The sequence below is a fragment of the Pseudomonas sp. GW456-L12 genome (assembly GCF_059424045.1).
Genome location: NZ_JBWKZA010000011.1, coordinates 22,441 through 40,456, shown reverse-complemented (window position 1 = coordinate 40,456; position 18,016 = coordinate 22,441). Strand labels below are relative to the sequence as shown.

Below are 18,016 nucleotides of genomic sequence, written 5' to 3'. Positions count from 1 at the left end.
CCAGCCTTAGAGGTTGTACTCATCCAGCCTCGGCGAGTCGCCCACCTGCTCGATCAGCGCGGCATCGATGCGCAACAGGTTTTCCGGCTGGTACGTCAGTTGGCTGCCCCAGGGCTGGTCGTCGGCCAGGGAGCCTTTCAGGCGAACGGCCACGGAGTCATGCACCCGGACTTTCTGCCCTGGTTTATCCGTGAGAATCTCCCGCGACCTGGGTTTGCCGAACGGCGGCATCGAACCGTACTCACGGACTCGCTTGTGGGTCTTCGAGTTCCAGACCAGGCGTGGCACCCACTCGGCGATCAGCCAGTTGCGGGTCAGGGAATCGTGGGCCTGGGCCAGCGGATCCTGTAGCACAGAGGGTGGATAGAGTTCTGCGCGACAGGCTTCGGCATCGATGCTCAACCCGGCTTCCAGGCACTCGCCGACCATCCAGCGCAAGGCAATCAACGCCAGCTGCGATTCGCCGGCGGGGTAACCGCCGCCAATATCGGCATGCACGCCGGCGAACCAGACCTGCTTGAGGTTCACGCCCTCGTCCTCTGTCCAGAGGTTCTGGCGGAAAAAGCTGCGGCGTTCGTCCAGGGACACCGCATGGCGGATGATCTTCACGTCCTTGTTCCGGCGGGTGTAGGGAACAATCAGCGGGTCGTACACCCAGCCCACCGAACTCACGGTGTCGAACAGCCCGAGAAAGTGAATGCTCACCTTCCGGGCAAAGCTGCCCTTGAACGCCTCCATCAAGTCGAAGTCCGGCTTTTTGTCCGCGCTCATGCGCCACCAGGTGTAACTCATGGCCCGTTGGCGATTCGGTTTGGAATTATCAGCGGATCGCTGGCGAGTGGTCAGCAGCGACCAGGCAAAGTCCATCAACTGGACCTGATGGGCCGGCAGCAGGCCGATGGTATGCAGCAGCGCCGCCAGCACCCGCACCGCGTAGGAACCGCGGGAGAAGCCGAAGAGGAAGATCTGGTCGCCGTCCCTGTAGTTCTCCATCAGGAAGCGGTAGGCATTGAGCACGTTGCGCTTGATGCCCCAGCCGAACATCAGCCCGGCGATGCGCGACGGCACCTTCTGCCATTCGAACAGGGTTTCGCTGAGCCCGAAGGTGCCCACGCCCTGGTCGTAATAGGCCAGCAGCGTTTCGCTGTCCTTGGGTAGCGAGCGAAACAGCCGGACCACGTTGGTCGGTTCGTCACTGAAACGGTTGTTGGTGCCATCGATGCAGACGATCAGCTGGCGCGCCTTGATCCTTGTGTTCTCCACGACCTGGTTCCCTCGAGAGTCGTCAAGTGAGGTCCCCGCGCGGCCAATCGGCCAGGCGAGGACCGGTGTCACCCTACGTCCGTGTCATGACAACTGCTGCGGTAAAGCGTGAAGGGCTCTCCAAGGCATAGCAGCATTAACGGTGCCCGGCCATAAAGCCCCGGGCAATAAATGTCTGGACCATGCCCCCCCTCCGCAAGGAGGGGCCGGGCGCTGACGAGCCGTGCCTGGGCGCTAGAACCTGCCGCCCAACGGATACTCGATCGCCAGTCGCAGCTGGTCGGCATCCAGTTCGGCCTGGGCCTTGTTGCCGCGGTGCACGGCGTGGCGCAGGGTGACAGCGAGGTTTTTCGCCGGGCCGGACTGCACCACGTACTTGGCCTGCAGGTCGCGTTCCCAGTGCTTGCCGCCTTCGCCGTAGCCCAGCCAGGCGTAGCCGCCGCGCGGGTCCATATGGCTGCCGTCGATGCCGCTGCCGCGCACGTACAGGGCGCTGAAGGTCAGGCCGGGCACGCTGTAGCCGGCCATGTTGAGGTCGTAGCGGGCTTGCCAGGAGGCTTCCTCAGGGGCGTTGAAGTCCGACAGGGCCACGGCGTTACTGAGCAGGATCGCGCCGCGGGTGACGTAGTCGTAAGGCGTGTCGCCGTCGACCTTCTGGTAGCCCAGGCCAAAACTGTGGGCGCCGCTCTTGTAGGTCGACATCAGGCTCCAGGTGGTGTTGTCGATGCGCCCGGACAGGGCCTTGCCGGTGTCCTGGGTGCGGTACAGGTTGAAGTCGAACGTCAGGTCCTGGCCCGGGCTTAACGGCAGGTTGTAGAGCGCGCCGAGGTACTGCTGGCGCCAGGTGTCTTCGTACAGGGCGCTGAACAGGCTGGCGTTGAGGCCCTTGATTGCAGTATTGCGCACACCGATCAGGTCGAAGCTGTCGCCCTGCTGGCCATTGGAATAATTGACCACGAACCCCTGGTCGTGGCTGGTGGCGTTGCGGTCGGTGCTTTCGTTGAAGTGGCCGCCGTACAGGGTGGTGTCGCTCAGCTCGCGGCTGGTGAGGAACCAGCCGGTGGCGGTCTCGGGCAGCAGGCGGCTGTCGGAGGAACCGAACACCGGGGTCTTGACCCGCTGCTCGCCGTAGCGCAGTTCGGTGGAAGAAAAACGCAGCTTGGCCACCGCGCCGCCGCGGCTGAACTCGTCCTTGGGATGGCCGTCGTTGTCCACCCCCAGCAACCGCGCCTTGCCGGCCCGGCCACCGCCGCTGTCGAGTTTCCAGCCGGAATACACATGGGCGTCCAGGCCGAAGCCGAGCGTGCCCTGGGTGAAACCGGAGCTGTAGTCGGCCATCAGGCCGTAGGCCCACTCCTCGGCCAGGTCGCTGCGTTCGGCGCGGGGCTTGTAGGCGTTGCGCGCGCCGTTGCTCAAGGAACCGTGCCGATAGTCGCGACGGTCGTAGAGGCTGCGGTTGAACAGGCTCCACTGGCTGTCTTCGATAAAGCCCTTGGCATTGTCCTGCTCCGCGGCCAGCGCGAGCAGGCTCTGGCCTCCCCAATGCCAAAAAAATGCCAACAACAGGGTGTGTCGGGTCAAGGTCTTCACTGTGGAACTCCCGAAAATCGATAAATGGCGGGCGATAAGAGGCAGTGCGCCGCTATACGGGCGCACCACCGGGATCCCACTCAGAGGTATTTGAGGATCGCGATATCGCGGCGACGCTGCTTGAGGCCGGCGAACCAGCGCGTCGGGAAGAACAACAGCACGCCGAGGACCAGGCTCCACAGCCAGACGCCGGACAGGTTGTCGAAGCCGTAGTAAGTGCCCTGGTTGGCGCCCCAGATGGCCACGGCCACCAGGTACATGGCCTTGAGCACGTACAGGTGCAGCAGGTAGAAGAACATCGGCGCGCCGCCGTAGATCGCCAGTTGCGCGGTCGACCAGCGCGCCTGGACCTTCTCGAAGTACGCCAGGAGGATCAGCCCCAGGCCCAGGGTCGGCATCAGGAACATCAGCGACGGCGGGTACTTCTTGGCGCTCATGAAGCTCATGAAGGTGCGCAGCGCATCGCCGGTCTGCACCCAGGGTTTCTCGCCGTAGACGTTCAGGTAGCGGATGAACACGAAGGCCACCAGCAGGCCGCCGCCGACCTTGAGCAGCCGCGAAATCCGCGCCGCCGGCTGCACGTCCTTGCCGAACCACGGGCCGATGGCCCAGCCCAGCAGGATCACGCCGATCCACGGCAACACCGGGTAGGTGGTGCGGGCGCGGGTGAACTCGGTGATGTCGATGAACACCCGCTGGTGCAGGATCGACCAGGGCACGAAGAACGGCGACTCGGGGCCCACCACCACATCATCCAGCAGGTTGTGCCCGGCGACGATGGCCACCCCCAGCACGATCAGCCAGCTGCGCTTGAAGTGCAGCAGGCCGGCCAGCACGATCATGCAGATGCCGATGCACCAGATCACCTGCAGCCACAGGGTCTTGGGCGGGAACTCGGCGTTCCAGGCAAAACACACGAAGGTCAGTTCGAGGAACACCAGGAACAGGCCGCGCTTGAGCAGGAACACCGAGGTTTCCCCGAGGCTGTGTTTCTGGCTGTAGAGCCAGGCCGACAGGCCGGTGAGGAAAATGAACACCGGCGCGCAGATCTCGCTGAGCATGCGGGTGAAGTACAGGTCCGGGGTCACGCTCAGGGCGTCGATCGGGTCGGTGACCTGGCGATGCAGGAGGAAGGTCTCGCGCACGTGGTCCACCAGCATGCACAGCATGACGAAGCCACGCAGGGCGTCGATCGCCAGCATCCGTGTGTTGGCCTTGGCCACGCTGCCCGCCAGCGCAGGGGACGCAACGCCCGCCTGCCCTGCCAATCCAGTAGAAAGAGTCATATCAGTCACTCATGTTGAAGGTCGTTGAACCTGGGCAAAACCCTGTCGCCGACTCGGCACAGGGGTCGGGACACGGGGTCAGGATTGCTTTTTCAAACGCGCAACTTCCGAGGCCGGCAGCGTTGAAGGCGCCCGTGGCAACGGTGGCTTGCCCTGTGGCTGGTGGAACGACAGCGTGGAACTGAAGCTCTTGAGGTCGTAGGCCTCGGCCTGGTTGTCCGGGCCCTGGCGGGTGCCCGGGGTGCGGTCCTTGTATTCGGCGGCCACCACGTAGGTGCCCTGCCACGGCAGCGCGAAGCTGACCTTGCCGTCCTTGTCGCTGGTCTGGGTGAAGACTTCGCCCGAGCCGGTTTCCAGGATCACGGCCTGGGCGGCCAGCGGCTTGAGCCCATAGAACACCTGAAACTGCGCCTGGCCCGCGGCGGCCACGCCGGTGGGGACGATGTCCAGCGCCAGTTCCGGCTGGCGCGCGCGCAGGTCGCCGACCCAGCGGGTGGCGGGCGTCCAGTAGGTCTTGAGGGTCTTGCCGCCTTCATGCAGGTCGAAGATCGGATACTGCGTGTCCTGCGCCAGCAGGCTTTCGTCGGCCTTGGGCTGATGGCCGACGCTGAACGACTGGCGTTGCAGGTTCAGCCCCAGGGCAGGATTCGCCGCTGACCAGCCCTTGAGCTGGCGGAAGCGCTCAAGGCCGCCGGGGGTCACTTCCAGCATGTTCTTGTCGTACTCGCCGTAATACAGCGTCAGGGGCTGCCCCGGCGTGTGCTCGTACCAGATCTGGTGGGCCTGGGTACCGCCGGCCAGCATCAGCGCGCCCAGCCCTATCAATGTGTTTGCCGTGCTCTTGTGCATCGTGTTGCGCTCCTTTGTGCTCTCATTCAACGAATCGCCGCCCCCGCTCTGATGGCGTTGAACTTCCCGGGGAGACGATGCGCACCTACCACTGGCTGGCATTACAGCGCAGGCCGTTCTGTGCTTTGTTCCGATTTGCCGCGGCACACGCCCGTCGCCTGCCGTTTTCTCGGGACAAACAGCGATTTATGCGGTGTGCGCCAGGCTGAAGCATCCAGGGGTCAGCGGTGCATGGATTGTCCGATCGGGGTGCACGCGGGGCTTTTCATGCCCGGTGTTGCTTCCTTGCGCGCCACCCGCTGTCACTCACGGGCCCGGCAAAAGGCCGGCCCAGACGCAAGCGCGCCCGGTCAGGGGCGCGTGTGAGGGTGATTGATCAGGCGACAAAATGTTATCAGATAACATTTCGTTTTGAGAGAAGAACGCGTCAGTGGCGCAACAATTTACGCAGGGGCACGCCGTCCTTGAGGACCGGCGACTTGATGACGATGTAGCTGAAGTACTTGGAGATGCCGATGTTCTTGTCCAGCAGGCTTTCCACCACCTCCTGGTAATGCTGGATGCTGCGGGTCATGAACCGCACCAGATAGTCGTAGCCGCCGCTGATCAGGTGACACTCGAGCACCTCGTCCACCAGGCGGATATTCGACTCGAACTTGGCGAAGTCTTCGCGCTTGTGGTCGCTCAGGGTGATCTCGGTGAACACCATGACCGAGTCGGTGATCTTGGCCAGGTTCAGGTGCGCCTTGTAGCTGGAAATGTAGCCGGCCGACTCCAGGCGCTTGACCCGCTGCAGACACGGACTGGCCGACAACCCCACGGCGTCGGCGAGGCTGACATTGGTCATGCGTCCGTCTTTTTGCAGCTCAACCAAGATGTTGATATCAATACGGTCCAGTTTGACTAAACCTTCCATCGTTTACCTCTTGATTGCTGTGGGATGCAATCGACAAGCAAGATCAGCGCCGTAACGACGCCTGATGCTGGGCCACCAGGTCGGCCATGCTGTTGATGCAGTAGTCGGCGGCGCAGGGTTGCGGATTGCGGCTGCCGGCGCGGCAAATCAGGCACAGGCCCGCCGTCGCTTGCGTCGCGGTGGCCGGCGGCCGGGTCACCTGGAGAATGTCCTCGGCGCGCAGGTCGTTGTCCGCCAGCCACTGGCGATCCTGCAACGGCTGGCTGGCCAGGGAGATGAAGTCGTCCTGGGCGATCCCCAGCCGCTCGCACAACAACGCGCGGTCCTCGGCATCGCGATCGCCCAGCACCAGCAGGCGATAGAACTTGCGCAGGTACAGCATCGCCCCCGGCGCGTCCTCGAACAGCGACCAGCCCGGCACCGAACGGGCGAAGCTCATGCCCTCCTCCCAGGACGCCTTCAGGCCCCAGCGCTCAGCCAGCTGGCGATGGGCGAAACACAGCAGGCCGCTGAACCCCAGCTCGGCGAAACGCGGGTACAGGCCCCGCACCGTTTCGGCGAATTCGCCCAGCACCTGTTCCCTGTCCGCTTGCCCGCGGCGACTGTCGAGCAAGGGCTGCAAGGCGGCCCAGACCCCCGAGTCGCGGTCCACCAGGACCGCGTCGCAGTCAATCAGCAACGCACGATAATCAGTCAGCCCCATGGCGTGTACAGCCTCCTATGATGCGTTCCATCGATCCATGCTCCAAAAATGCCCACCGGTGGCGCCCGGCAGCCCGGCGCCGACCGAGGCATCAGCTCAGTTCAAGACTCGTGCCAGCGCGGCGTCGAGAATCGCCAGGGCTTCGTCGATCTGCTCGGGAGTTGTTACCAGCGGTGCCAGGAAGCGCAGGACGTTACGGTGGACCCCGCACTTGATCACCAGCAACCCGCCCAGGCGCGCCTGGTCGATCAGCCGCTGTGTCAGCTCGGCATCCGGGCTGCGCGCCGCGTCGTCCTTGACCAGTTCCAGCGCCAGCATGAAGCCGCTGCCGCGCACATCGCCGATGCACGGGTACAGCCGCTGCAGGCGCAGCAACCCTTCGCGCAGACGCAAGCCCAGCGCCACGCCACGGGCCAGCAACTGTTCCTCTTCGTAGGCATCCAGCACCGCCAGCGCCGCGGCGCAGGCCAGGGCGTTGCCGCCGTAGGTGCCGCCAAGACCGCCGGGCTGCGGTGCGTCCATGATCTGCGCCTTGCCCACCACGCCGGACAGCGGCAAGCCGCCGGCCAGGCTCTTGGCCACGGTGACCAGGTCCGGCTGGATGCCGGCGTGCTGGAAGCCGAACCAGCTGCCGGTGCGACCGAAGCCAGTCTGGATTTCATCAAGGATCAACACGATGCCGTGTTGCGTGGCCAGGGCGCGCAAGGCCTGGAGGAACTCCACCGGAGCGGCGAGGAAACCGCCGTCGCCCTGCACCGGCTCGATGATGATCGCCGCCACGCGCTCGGGCGCGACCTGGGTGGCGAACAGCTCCTGCAACGCCTGCAAGGCCATCTCGCTGCTGACCCCGCGATAGGCGTTCGGGTACGGCGTATGGAACACCTCGGGGGCAGTGCCGAAGTTCTGTTTGTACGGCTGGCTCATGCCGGTCAGCGTGCTGCCGAGCAAGGTGCGGCCATGGAAACCGCCGCGAAAGGCGATCACCGCCGAACGCTGGGTATGGGCACGGGCGATCTTCACCGCGTTCTCCACTGCCTCGGCGCCAGAGGTGAAGAATGCCGCCTTGTAGGGCTCGGCGCCGCCGATCATCTGGCTCAAGCGCCGGGCCAGGTCCAGGTAGGGTTTGTAGGCCACCACCTGGAAGCAGGCGTGGGAGACTTTCTGCAACTGCGCCTGCACCGCCGCCACCACCCTGGGGTGGTTGTGGCCGATGTTCAACACGCCGATGCCGCCAACGAAATCCAGATAGCGCTCGCCGTCCACGTCCCACACCTGGGAGCCCTCGGCGCGGTCGATGACCAGCGGATGGGCAGTGACCACGCCCCGCGGCACGAACCGATCGCGCTGCTGGAGCCAATGAGGTGTTTCGTCGACCTTGCTATTCATGGCGTTCCTCATACTGAGCCAGGCAACCGGGAAGCGGTTGCGATGGCTTCAGATTAAGGCTTCGACGGAACCGACTCAGCCGAACTTGGCCCCTGAGAAATCCGGATCCACTGTTTTCACCCCGGCAAACGGCAGATTCCTTCAGCCCCGCCGAATCTGCCGGCCAGGGCCTCGAAGCGTGCTGCGCAAGGCTTTCGGGCGCGGCCTTTCGACAGATCCTGCTTTGCCGTTGCGGCATCATGAAAGCATCCCCCGTCGATCAGGAACCGCCCATGGCCCTTCTCTATAAAGCCGACCCCGTGCGTGGCGAACACTGGCGAGCGCTGTTCGCCGAACAGGCCCCGGACATTCAATGGCGCGCCTGGCCGGACCTTGGCAACCCCGAGGAGATCCGCTACCTGGCGGCCTGGCAGGCACCGGACGACCTGAGCCTGTTGCCTAATCTTGAGGTGCTGTTCGCCCTCTCGGCCGGGGTCGATCAACTGGACCTCGCGCACCTGCCGCCGGACTTGCCGGTGGTGCGCCTGCTGGACCCGGGCATCACCCGGGGCATGTGCGAATACGCCAGCTTCGCCGTGCTCAGCCTGCACCGCGACATGCTGCGCTACCGGCAGCAACAGCTCGCCCGCTGCTGGCAGGCGCACCTGCTGCAACCGGCGGCGCAACGCCGGGTCGGGGTCATGGGCCTGGGGCAACAGGCGCAGCAGATCCTCGCCACCCTGCGGCCGCTGGGGTTCGCCCTGTCCGGCTGGGCCCGCAGCGCCCACCGCATCGACGGCGTGCAGTGCTTTGCCGGCGACCAGCAGTTGCCGGCCTTTCTCAGCCAGTGCGACATCCTGCTGTGCGTGCTGCCCCTGACCGAACAGACCCAGGGCATCCTCGACCGCGAGCTGTTCCGTCAGCTACCCCGTGGCGCGGCGCTGATCAATATGGGCCGTGGCGGCCACCTGGTGGAACAGGACCTGCTCGACGCCCTGGCCAGCGGCCAGCTCAGCGGCGCGGTGCTCGACGTCCTGCAACAGGAACCGGCCCCGGCCGAACACCCGTTCTGGGACCACCCGCAGATCCTCCTGACCCCGCACATCGCCGCCATGACCCAGCCGCAAAGCGCCTTCGCCGTACTGCTGGACAATATTCGCCGCCACCAGCGCGGCGAACCGATGCTCGGGCAAATCGACCGAACCCAGGGCTACTGACCCCCCACGATCGCTGTAGCCGCTGGCGCAGCCTGCGATCGGCGGCGCAGCCGTCGCAAAACCGCTGACCGCGGTGCATCAGGCCGACCCGGGATACAGCCTTGGCGGGCTAACGCCCGATCGCAGCCTGCGGCAGCGGCTACAGGGCTTCGGCAATCGCCGCGCCGACGTCTTGGGTCGAGGCCTGGCCGCCCAGGTCCGGGGTGATCGGGCCCTGGGCGATCACCTGTTCGATGGCCTTGAGAATGCCGTCGTGGGCGTCGCGGTAGCGCTGCTCGCCATTGCCGAGGAAATCCAGCATCAGCGCGCCGGACCAGATCATCGCGATCGGGTTGGCGATATTGCGCCCGTAGATGTCCGGCGCCGAGCCGTGCACCGGCTCGAACAGCGACGGGAAGCGCCGCTGCGGGTCGAGGTTGGCCGAAGGCGCGATGCCGATGGTGCCGGCACAGGCCGGGCCGAGATCGGAGAGAATGTCGCCGAACAGGTTGGAGGCCACCACTACGTCGAAACGCTCCGGCTGCAAGACAAAACGCGCGCAGAGAATGTCGATGTGCTGCTTGTCCCAGCTCACCTGCGGGTACTGCTCGGCCATCAGCGCCGTGCGCTCGTCCCAGTACGGCATGCTGATGGAAATCCCGTTGGACTTGGTCGCCGCGGTCAGGCGCTGACGCGGCCGGGCCTGGGCCAGGTCGAAGGCGTACTGGAGAATGCGGTCCACGCCACGCCGGGTGAACACCGACTCCTGCAGCACCAACTCATGCTCGGTGCCCTCGAACATCTTGCCGCCCACCGAGGAATACTCGCCCTCGGTGTTCTCGCGGATCACCACGAAATCGATGTCCCCCGGCTCGCGCCCGGCCAACGGGCACGGCACCCCGGGGAACAGCCGCACCGGGCGGATATTCACGTACTGGTCAAAGTCGCGGCGGAACTTGAGCAGCGAACCCCACAGGGAAATATGGTCCGGCACCTTGTCCGGCCAGCCCACGGCGCCGAAGTAGATGGCGTCGAAATCCTTGAGCCGTTCGAACCAGTCCCCGGGCATCATCTGCCCGTGCTCCAGGTAGTAATCGCAGTGCGCCCAGTCCAGCACCTCGATCTCCAGGTCCAGCCGCCACTTGTGCGCGGCCTGCCGCAGCACCCGCAATCCTTCCGGCAGCACTTCCTTGCCGATCCCGTCGCCGGCGATGGCGGCGATCCTGAATGCCTTGCTCATGTCGCATGTCTCCTCGAAGTCGGTGCGGGCGGGTCACAGGCCGCCGATGTGGAAAGCCTTGATCTCCAGGTATTCGTCCAGGCCGTACTTGCTGCCTTCGCGGCCCAGGCCCGATTGCTTGATGCCGCCGAACGGCGCCACTTCCATGGAGATGATCCCGGTGTTGAGGCCGACCATGCCGAACTCCAGCGCTTCGCCGAAACGCCAGGAGCGGCGCAGGTCCTGGGTGAAGTAGTAGGCGCCCAGCCCGTAAGGCGTGGCATTGGCGATGGCCAGCGCCTCGGCCTCGTCGTGAAAGCGCATCAGCGGCGCCACCGGGCCGAAGGTTTCCTCGTGGGCCAGGAGCATTTCGGTGCTGGCCTCGCCCAGCACCGTGGGCAGCACGAACTGGCTTTCGCCCTGGGGGATCGCGCCGCACAGCAGGGTCGCGCCCTTGCCCAGGGCATCGTCGATATGCCGGGCGACCTTGCTCACCGCCGCGGCATTGATCAGCGGGCCGATGCTCACGCCCGGTTCCAGGCCGTTGCCGACCTTGAGCTTGGCCACCTCCTCCACCAGGCGCTGGGCAAAACGTGCGTAGATGCCATCCTGGACCAGGATGCGGTTGGCGCAGACGCAGGTCTGCCCGGCGTTGCGGAACTTGCTCTGCATGATCCCGGCGATCGCCTGTTCCAGGTCGGCATCGTCGAACACTACGAACGGCGCGTTGCCGCCCAGTTCCAGGCTCAGGCGCTTGATGTGCTCGGCGCTCTGGCGCATCAGCAGGCGGCCGACCGCGGTGGAACCGGTAAAGGAAATCTTGCGCACCGCCGGGTTGCCGGTCAGCTCTTCGCCAATCCCCGCCGGCATGCCGGTGAGCACACTGAACACCCCCGGCGGAATCCCCACCCGCTCGGCCAGCACCGCCAGGGCCAGGGCCGACAGCGGCGTCAGGTCGGAAGGCTTGACGATGATCGGGCAACCAGCGGCCAGGGCCGGCGCGCATTTGCGGGTGATCATCGCGTTGGGGAAGTTCCACGGGGTGATCGCCGCGCAGACCCCCACCGGCTGCTTGAGGGTCAGCAAGCGCCGGTCGCCAGCGGGTGCCGGCAGGGTGTCGCCGCAGATGCGCCGCGCCTCCTCGGCGAACCATTTGACGAAACCGGCGCCGTAGCGGATTTCGCCCTGGGCTTCGGCGAAGGGCTTGCCCTGTTCGGCGGTCATGATCAGGGCCAGGTCGTCGAGGTTGTCGAGCATGGCCTGGTACCAGCGCTCCAGCAGCTGTGCCCGCTCCGCCGCCGGGCGCGCGCGCCAGGCCGGCCAGGCGCGTTCGGCGGCGGCGATGGCCAGGCGGGTCTGCGCGCCCTGCAGGGCCGGGACCCGGGCCAGGCATTCGCCGCTGGCCGGGTCGAGCACCGCCAGGGTCGCGCCATCGTCGGCGGCCACCCACTGCCCGTCGATGTAGGCCAGTTCCACCAAGAGGCTGGGGTCTTTCAAACGATTCTTGAGCATGGTCGAGTCCTGTTCCGAGACAGCCCCCAGTCTAAGCAGGCACCGCAGCCCAGGATGCTGAAAGCGCCGGGCCGACAGCGTCGGATGCTGAAAAACGCGGCGTCACAGCAGGCTCTACCGAGAACCTGAACACCGCCCTGTAGCCGCTGGCGCAGCCTGCGATCGGCGGCGCAGCCGTCGTAAAACCGCTGATCGCGGTGCATCAGGCCGATCCGGGATACAGCTTGGCGGGCTAGCGCCCGATCGCAGGCTGCGCCAGCGGCTACAGGGGGCGGCTCAGCGTTTCAGGGAACCCAGCAAGCCTTCGAGAAAACGCTGGCCGGCGTCCATCTGGCTGACCTCGATGAACTCGTCGGGCTTATGCGCCTGCTCGATGGAGCCCGGGCCGCAGACCACCACCGGGATGTCCAGGCGCTGGTTGAACAGGCCGCCTTCGGTGCCGAAGCCGACCTTGGCGTAGCCGGTGCCGGGCGCGGCGAAGTCGTGGAGGAAACGCACCGCCTCGACACTCGGATGGGTCTCCAGCCCCGGGTAGACATTCAGGGTTTCGATCTCGATGGCCGCCACCTCGGAAAGCTGGCGCGCCTCGCGCACGATCAGCTCGGCGCGTTCGCGCATCTGTTCGAGAAACTGCTCGAGATCGTCCGCCGGCAGGTTGCGCACCTCGAAATCCAGGGTGCACAGGTTCGGCACTATGTTCAGCGCCTTGCCGCCAGCGATCTGCCCGACGTGCACGGTGCTGTAGGGAATGTCGTAGTCGGCGTCCCGCGCGCCCTGCTCGCGCAGGCGCTGCTGGCTGTCGCGCAAACCGGCGATGAAATCGCAGGCCAGGTGAATCGCGTTGGCCGCCAGCGGCGCCAGGGAGGAATGCGCTTCCTGGCCACGGCAATGGACGCGGTACGAACCCTTGCCCTTGTGCCCGAGCACGAACTGCATGTTGGTGGGTTCGCCGATCAGGCACAGGAACGGCCGCACCGGCGCCAGGTGCAGCACGTCCAGCAGCCGGCGCACGCCGACGCAGCCGATTTCCTCGTCATGGGACAGCGCCAGTTGCAGCGGCCGGCTCAAGGTGCAGTCCGCAGCATCGAGCATGGCGTCTATGGCTAGGGCGATAAACCCCTTCATGTCACAGCTGCCGCGCCCGTAGAGGCGCCCGCCCTGCTCCGTGACCTGGAACGCCGGCAGGCTCCAGGCCTGGCCGGCGGCGGGCACCACGTCGGTGTGCCCGGACAGCAGGACCCCCGGCAGTTCCCGCGGCCCGGTGCTGGCGAACAGGTTGGCCTTGCGCCCGCTTTCGTCCTTGACGATCAGCGACTCGATGCCCTTGCCCAGCAGCAGCTCGCGCACGTATTCGATCAGCGCCAGGTTCGACTCCGAGGACACGGTGTCGAAGGCGATCAGGCGCTTGAGGATCTCCAGTACCCGGGGTTTCATGAGGCCCTGCTCCGTTGTGCGGTGGTGCCGGCGAAGCGGCGAATCGAAAAGGCGTCGATCGAGGTGCCGGTGCTGCCGGTGGCGATCAGCTCGGCCATCACGTCGCCGACGCCCGGGCCGAGCTGGAAGCCATGGCCGCAGAAACCGAAGGCGTAGTACAGGCCGTCGACCTGGCCGCTGGGGCCCATGATCGGCAGCGAATCGGGCAGATACCCTTCGATGCCGCTCCACACGCGGATGATGTTGAGGTTGCCGACGCCCGGCAGCAGCCGGCGCATCTGCTGGATCTGGTTGAGGATGCTGCGCGGTTCGACCTGGGCGCGCCTGGTGAGCATGTCCGGTTTGCTGCGGTAGCCGCCGCCGATGATGATGTTGCCGCGGGGAATCTGGCGGAAGTAGATCACCTCCTCGGGGATCTTGGTGTAGACCCCGATCACCGTCGGCAAGGCGTAAGGCACCGGCTCGGTGACCGCCATCTGCGGGCCGTTGGTGTCCAGCGGCACCGGTTCGCCGAACTGCTCGGAGAGCTTCTGGCCCCAGGCGCCGGCGGTGATCAGCAGGCGTTCGGCGCTGAACTGGCGGCCATCGGTGGTGCCGACCAGGAACCCGCCGCCGACCTTCTGCACCTCGCTCACCTCGGCGCGTTCTTCGATCCGCGCCCCGGCGCGCACCGCCGCCCGGGCAAAGGCCGGGGCCGCCAGGCGCGGGTTGGCGTGGCCGTCATGGGGCGCGTAGGAGCCGCCCTTGACGTCCGGCCCGAGAAACGGAAAGCGCTCGTGCAGCTCGCGGCCGCGGTAGATCTGCAGGTCCAGCTCACTCGCCTCGGGCGCCGCGGCATAGGCTTCCAGCTCGGCGATTTCGTCCTCGCGGTAGCACACCCGCATATGCCCGCTGGCAATGAACTCCAGGTCGTCGTCGATCAGCTCCGGCAGGCGCTTCCACAGGGCCCAGGAACGGTTGGCCAGCTCCAGCTGGCCGAGATAACGGCCCTGGCGCCGCACATTGCCGAAGTTCACCCCGCTGGCGTACTGGCCGATCTGGTCGCGCTCCAGCAGGGTCACCGACTGGCCGCGCCGGCGCAGGAAGAACGCCGCCGCCGAACCCATCAGGCCGCCGCCGACAATCAGCACATCGGACTGTTGCACGGTCATGGCGTCACCTCCCCGGTGAGCATCGAAAGGGGTTTGACCGGGGCCTGGCCGCGCTGCCGGCCCACCTCCTGTACCGCGACCCCGGCCGCGGCGGCGATCACCTCGGCCCCGGCCTGGGAACAGTAGCGGCCCTGGCAGCGGCCCATGCCGACCCGGCTGAAGGCCTTGGCGCGGTTGACCTCGCAGGCGCCCTTCTCGCGCACGGTGCGGCGCAGTTCGCCGGCGCTGATCATCTCGCACCGGCAGACGATGGCCGTGTCCGGCAGTGCCTTGGCCTGGGCGCTCGGCCAGGGAAAGGCCTGGGCCAGGCCCAGGCGGAACTGGTCCATCACCGCCAGGGCCTGGCGCTGTTCGTCCCGTTCCGCGGCGTTGACCGGCAGTTGCAGATCCTCGAGCAGTGCCAGCGCCGCAAGGCGCCCGGCGTGTTCAGCGGCGTCGGCACCACGGATCTTCGCCCCGTCGCCGGCGGCGTAGACCCCGCTGACGCTGGTGCGCCCGGCCTCGTCGAGTTCCAGCAGCCATTGGCTGGACGCCGGGTCGAAGGCCAGGCGGCAACCGGCGAGGTCGGCCAACTGGGTTTCCGGGCGCAAGTGATAGCCCAGGGCCAGGGCATCGCACTCGACATCCAGGCTGTCGCCCTTGGCGGTCTTGACCTGCACCAGGCTGACCCCGCCCTGGGCATCGCCCAGTACCCGGACCGGCTGGATGCCCAGGTGCACCGGGACCCGGGCCAGGCACAGCCGCGCCAGCAGCTTCATGCCGGTCCAGAGCAATCCCGGGCGCGCCAGCAGCTTCGGCAAGGCGCCGATGCGCTTGCCCAGCGGCGAGGTGTCGAGCACCGCCGCGACATGCGCCCCGGCCTTGAGGTACTGGCTGGCCACCAGGTACAGCAGCGGCCCGCTGCCCATGAACACCACGCGGTGGCCGATGGACACCGACTGCGCCTTGAGGGCGATCTGCGCGCCGCCCAGGCTGTAGGTGCCCGCCAGTTGCCAGCCTTCGAGCGGCATCAGGCGGTCGGTGGCGCCGGTGCAGAGGATCAGCGCGTCGTAGTCCAGGGTGAAGTGCCGGCCCTGGCTGACGCAGCACAGCTGCCCCGGGGTCAGGTTCCACGCCAGGGTGTCCGGGCGATAGTCGATGCGCGAGCGCAGGCGCTCGAAGCTGTCGTGCAGGGCCCGGGCCTTGTGCGCTTCGCTGCCGTACAGGGTGACGTAGTCGCGGCGGAAACCTTCGGGCTGGCGACGGTAGATCTGCCCGCCGTCGCGACGGTTTTCGTCGACCAGGGTCGGCACGATGCCGGCCGCCAGCAGGGTTTCGGCGCAGCGGGTGCCGGCCGGGCCGGCGCCGACTATCACCACCCGCGGCGCGCTGCCGGACGGGATGTTCAGCCGTGCAGTGGCCATACCGCCTCCGGTTGTGTGGTGAGAATGTCCAGGCCCTCGCGGACCTCGCTGGAACAGGCGCGCAGGCGCTCGCCGGCGCGGGTCCAGACCCAGCAGTCCTGGCAGGCGCCCATCAGGCAGAAGCCGGCGCGCCGGCCGGAATCGAACTCCGACTGGCGCAGGGCCGTCCCCTGGGTCAGCAACGCCACCATCAGCGTGTCGCCCTGCAATGCCTCGATGGGCTCCCCGTCCACCCGCAGCCGTACCGGCGCCCGTTCGCGCTCGCCCAGCCGTACAAAACGCCCCTTCATGCGTAGGCTCCCTCGGTCATGCCATTGAAGTTCTGTTGGCTCTGCAACAACTCGCCGCTGTCGCGGTGGCAGAGGATCTCGCTGCCGCCGTCGATGGCGCGGCGGTTCGGCGCGGTGCGGTTGCACAGGCCGTCGATGCGCACCGGGCAGCGATTGAGGAAGGTGCACAGCTCCGGCACATTGGCCCTGGCGCCGATCGGCGGCAGGCTGGCGCAGGTGCTGCCGCAGCTTTCCAGCCAGCCCTGGCGCAGCTCCGGCACCGAGTGGATCAGCAGGTCGGTATAGGGATGGAACGGCGCCTGGCCGAAGGCCGCGCGGCTGCCGGCCTCGACCTTGTGCCCGCTGTACATCACCACAATGTCGTCGCACAGCGCGCGCACCGTGGAAATGTCGTGGCTGATGAACAGGTAGGACACCCCCAGCTCCTGGCGCAGGTCGCGCAGCAGTTCGAGAATCGCCGCGCCGACCACGGTATCCAGGGCCGACGTCACCTCGTCGCAAAGGATCAGGTCGGGCTTGGCCGCCAGCGCGCGGGCCAGGTTGACCCGCTGCTTCTGCCCGCCGGACAGCTCGTTGGGCCGCCGCTGCGCGAGCGTGCGCGGCAGCCGCACCAGGTCCAGCAACTCGTCGATGCGCTGGCGCAGCGCCGCGCCCTTGAGGCCGAAATACATCTTCAGCGGCCGGCTGAGAATGGCGCTGACGCTGTGCATGGGGTTGAGCGCGGTGTCGGCGTTCTGGAACACCATCTGGATCCGCCGGAACTGCTCGTCGGTGCGGCTCGACAGGCTGCCGCCCAGGGGCTGGCCGTCGAAGGTCAGGTTGCCAAGGGCCGGGGCCAGCAGGCCAGCCACCACCCGCGCCAGGGTCGACTTGCCCGAGCCGGACTCGCCAATCACGCCGATGGCCTGGCCACGGCGCACGGTCAGGTCGATGTCCTCCAGCACGCGGATCATCGGCATGCCTTGCAGGTTCTTGTTGCCGTAGCCGGCGGTCAGGCCCTTGATGGTCAGCAGCGGCTGGTCCTCGGCGATATCGCTGGGCGGGCGAATGGTCGAGTCCGGGCGCGCGGCCGCCAGCAGGCTGCGGGTGTAATCGTGGGCCGGGCCCTCGAGCAGCGGCGCGGTGGCGCTCTGTTCAAGGATCTGGCCGCCGTTGAGCACCACGATCTGATCGGCCATCTGCGCCACCACCGCCAGGTCGTGGGACACATACACCGCCGTGGCCCCACGTTCGCGCACCACCCGTTTGAAGGCGCGCAGCACGTCGATCTGGGTGGTGACGTCGAGCGCGGTGGTCGGTTCGTCGAGGATCACCAGCAGCGGGTCGCTGATCAGCGCCATGGCCGCCATCACCCGTTGCAACTGCCCGCCCGAGACCTGGTGCGGGTAACGCTGGCCGATGTGTTCCGGGTCCGGCAGGGCCAGGTCGCGGAACAGCTCGATGGCCTTGGCCTCCAGGTTGGCGCGGCTGTCCAGGCCATGGATCAGGGCGCCCTCCAGCACCTGGTCGAGCAGGCGTTTCGCCGGGTTGAAGGCCGCCGCCGCGCTCTGCGCGATGTAGGACACGCGATTGCCGCGCAGGCCCTGCAACTGCTCCTCGCCCAGGGCCAGCATGTCGTGTTCGCCGACCCGCACCACCCCGGACGCCAGGCGACAACCGCGGCGGGCATACCCCAGCAGGGCCAGGGCGATAGTGGTCTTGCCCGAGCCGGACTCGCCGATCAGCGCCAGCACCTCGCCCTGCTCCAGGGCGAAGCTCACGCCCTTGACGATCTCCACTTCGGCGCCCTCGCCGCCGGCGACCACCCGCAGGTCTTGCACTCGAATCAACTGGCTCATC

15 protein-coding genes are annotated in these 18,016 nt (G+C 66.8%); 1 reads left to right on the top strand and 14 read right to left on the bottom strand.

The features are described 5' to 3' along the window. Positions 1-6: 6 nt before the first annotated feature. From AC07Y9_RS16015 to gabT, 7 genes are all read right to left on the bottom strand, one after another. On the bottom strand, positions 7-1,263 hold the full coding sequence (locus AC07Y9_RS16015; RefSeq protein WP_102680898.1) for a T6SS phospholipase effector Tle1-like catalytic domain-containing protein: 1,257 nt from the start codon (positions 1,261-1,263) through the stop codon (positions 7-9). 234 nt (positions 1,264-1,497) lie between these two features. Then, positions 1,498-2,853, bottom strand: a complete 1,356-nt coding sequence (locus AC07Y9_RS16010; RefSeq protein ID WP_102680897.1) for an OprD family porin — start codon at positions 2,851-2,853, stop codon at positions 1,498-1,500. Between the two features lie 80 nt (positions 2,854-2,933). Beyond that, the gene (locus AC07Y9_RS16005; RefSeq protein WP_102680896.1) at positions 2,934-4,139 is read right to left on the bottom strand and encodes an acetyltransferase domain-containing protein; all 1,206 of its coding nucleotides are present in this window, start codon (positions 4,137-4,139) and stop codon (positions 2,934-2,936) included. A 78-nt stretch (positions 4,140-4,217) separates the two neighbouring features. After that, the gene (locus AC07Y9_RS16000) at positions 4,218-4,988 is read right to left on the bottom strand and encodes a DUF4198 domain-containing protein (protein WP_102680895.1); all 771 of its coding nucleotides are present in this window, start codon (positions 4,986-4,988) and stop codon (positions 4,218-4,220) included. Positions 4,989-5,415: 427 nt separating this feature from the next. Further along, positions 5,416-5,904, bottom strand: coding sequence for an Lrp/AsnC family transcriptional regulator (locus tag AC07Y9_RS15995; RefSeq protein ID WP_009044015.1), 489 nt, complete (start codon positions 5,902-5,904; stop codon positions 5,416-5,418). 43 nt (positions 5,905-5,947) lie between these two features. After that, a complete protein-coding gene (locus AC07Y9_RS15990; protein ID WP_102680894.1) occupies positions 5,948-6,607 on the bottom strand; it encodes an HAD family hydrolase in 660 nt (219 codons plus the stop codon). 96 nt (positions 6,608-6,703) lie between these two features. Then, on the bottom strand, positions 6,704-7,993 hold the full coding sequence (gene gabT, locus AC07Y9_RS15985; RefSeq protein WP_102680893.1) for a 4-aminobutyrate--2-oxoglutarate transaminase: 1,290 nt from the start codon (positions 7,991-7,993) through the stop codon (positions 6,704-6,706). Between the two features lie 272 nt (positions 7,994-8,265). On the opposite strand from gabT, the gene AC07Y9_RS15980 reads away from it, so the two are divergent. Continuing rightward, a complete protein-coding gene (locus tag AC07Y9_RS15980; RefSeq protein WP_102680892.1) occupies positions 8,266-9,189 on the top strand; it encodes a 2-hydroxyacid dehydrogenase in 924 nt (307 codons plus the stop codon). A gap of 139 nt (positions 9,190-9,328) precedes the next feature. Here AC07Y9_RS15980 and AC07Y9_RS15975 read toward each other — a convergent pair whose 3' ends face one another. The 7 genes from AC07Y9_RS15975 to AC07Y9_RS15945 all read right to left on the bottom strand — a co-directional run bounded on the left by AC07Y9_RS15975 (position 9,329) and on the right by AC07Y9_RS15945 (position 18,015). After that, positions 9,329-10,408 carry a tartrate dehydrogenase gene (locus AC07Y9_RS15975; RefSeq protein WP_102680891.1) on the bottom strand — a complete coding sequence of 360 codons (1,080 nt, stop codon included), beginning with the start codon at positions 10,406-10,408 and terminating at the stop codon, positions 9,329-9,331. A gap of 33 nt (positions 10,409-10,441) precedes the next feature. Then, positions 10,442-11,899, bottom strand: coding sequence for an NAD-dependent succinate-semialdehyde dehydrogenase (locus AC07Y9_RS15970; RefSeq protein WP_101338085.1), 1,458 nt, complete (start codon positions 11,897-11,899; stop codon positions 10,442-10,444). A 276-nt stretch (positions 11,900-12,175) separates the two neighbouring features. Next, a complete protein-coding gene (argE, locus tag AC07Y9_RS15965) occupies positions 12,176-13,333 on the bottom strand; it encodes an acetylornithine deacetylase (protein ID WP_102680890.1) in 1,158 nt (385 codons plus the stop codon). Then, positions 13,330-14,484 (bottom strand): NAD(P)/FAD-dependent oxidoreductase, encoded by a 1,155-nt coding sequence (locus AC07Y9_RS15960; protein ID WP_102680889.1) that lies wholly within the window; start codon positions 14,482-14,484, stop codon positions 13,330-13,332. The genes argE and AC07Y9_RS15960 overlap by 4 nt, the downstream gene beginning before the upstream one ends. Further along, positions 14,481-15,887: an FAD/NAD(P)-dependent oxidoreductase gene (locus AC07Y9_RS15955; protein WP_102680888.1), complete on the bottom strand. Its 1,407-nt coding sequence runs from the start codon at positions 15,885-15,887 to the stop codon at positions 14,481-14,483. The genes AC07Y9_RS15960 and AC07Y9_RS15955 overlap by 4 nt, the downstream gene beginning before the upstream one ends. Next, positions 15,869-16,177 carry a (2Fe-2S)-binding protein gene (locus AC07Y9_RS15950; protein WP_053261328.1) on the bottom strand — a complete coding sequence of 103 codons (309 nt, stop codon included), beginning with the start codon at positions 16,175-16,177 and terminating at the stop codon, positions 15,869-15,871. The genes AC07Y9_RS15955 and AC07Y9_RS15950 overlap by 19 nt, the downstream gene beginning before the upstream one ends. Continuing rightward, on the bottom strand, positions 16,174-18,015 hold the full coding sequence (locus AC07Y9_RS15945; RefSeq protein ID WP_102680887.1) for an ABC transporter ATP-binding protein: 1,842 nt from the start codon (positions 18,013-18,015) through the stop codon (positions 16,174-16,176). Before AC07Y9_RS15945 ends, AC07Y9_RS15950 begins: the two co-directional genes overlap by 4 nt. Position 18,016 lies beyond the last annotated feature (1 nt).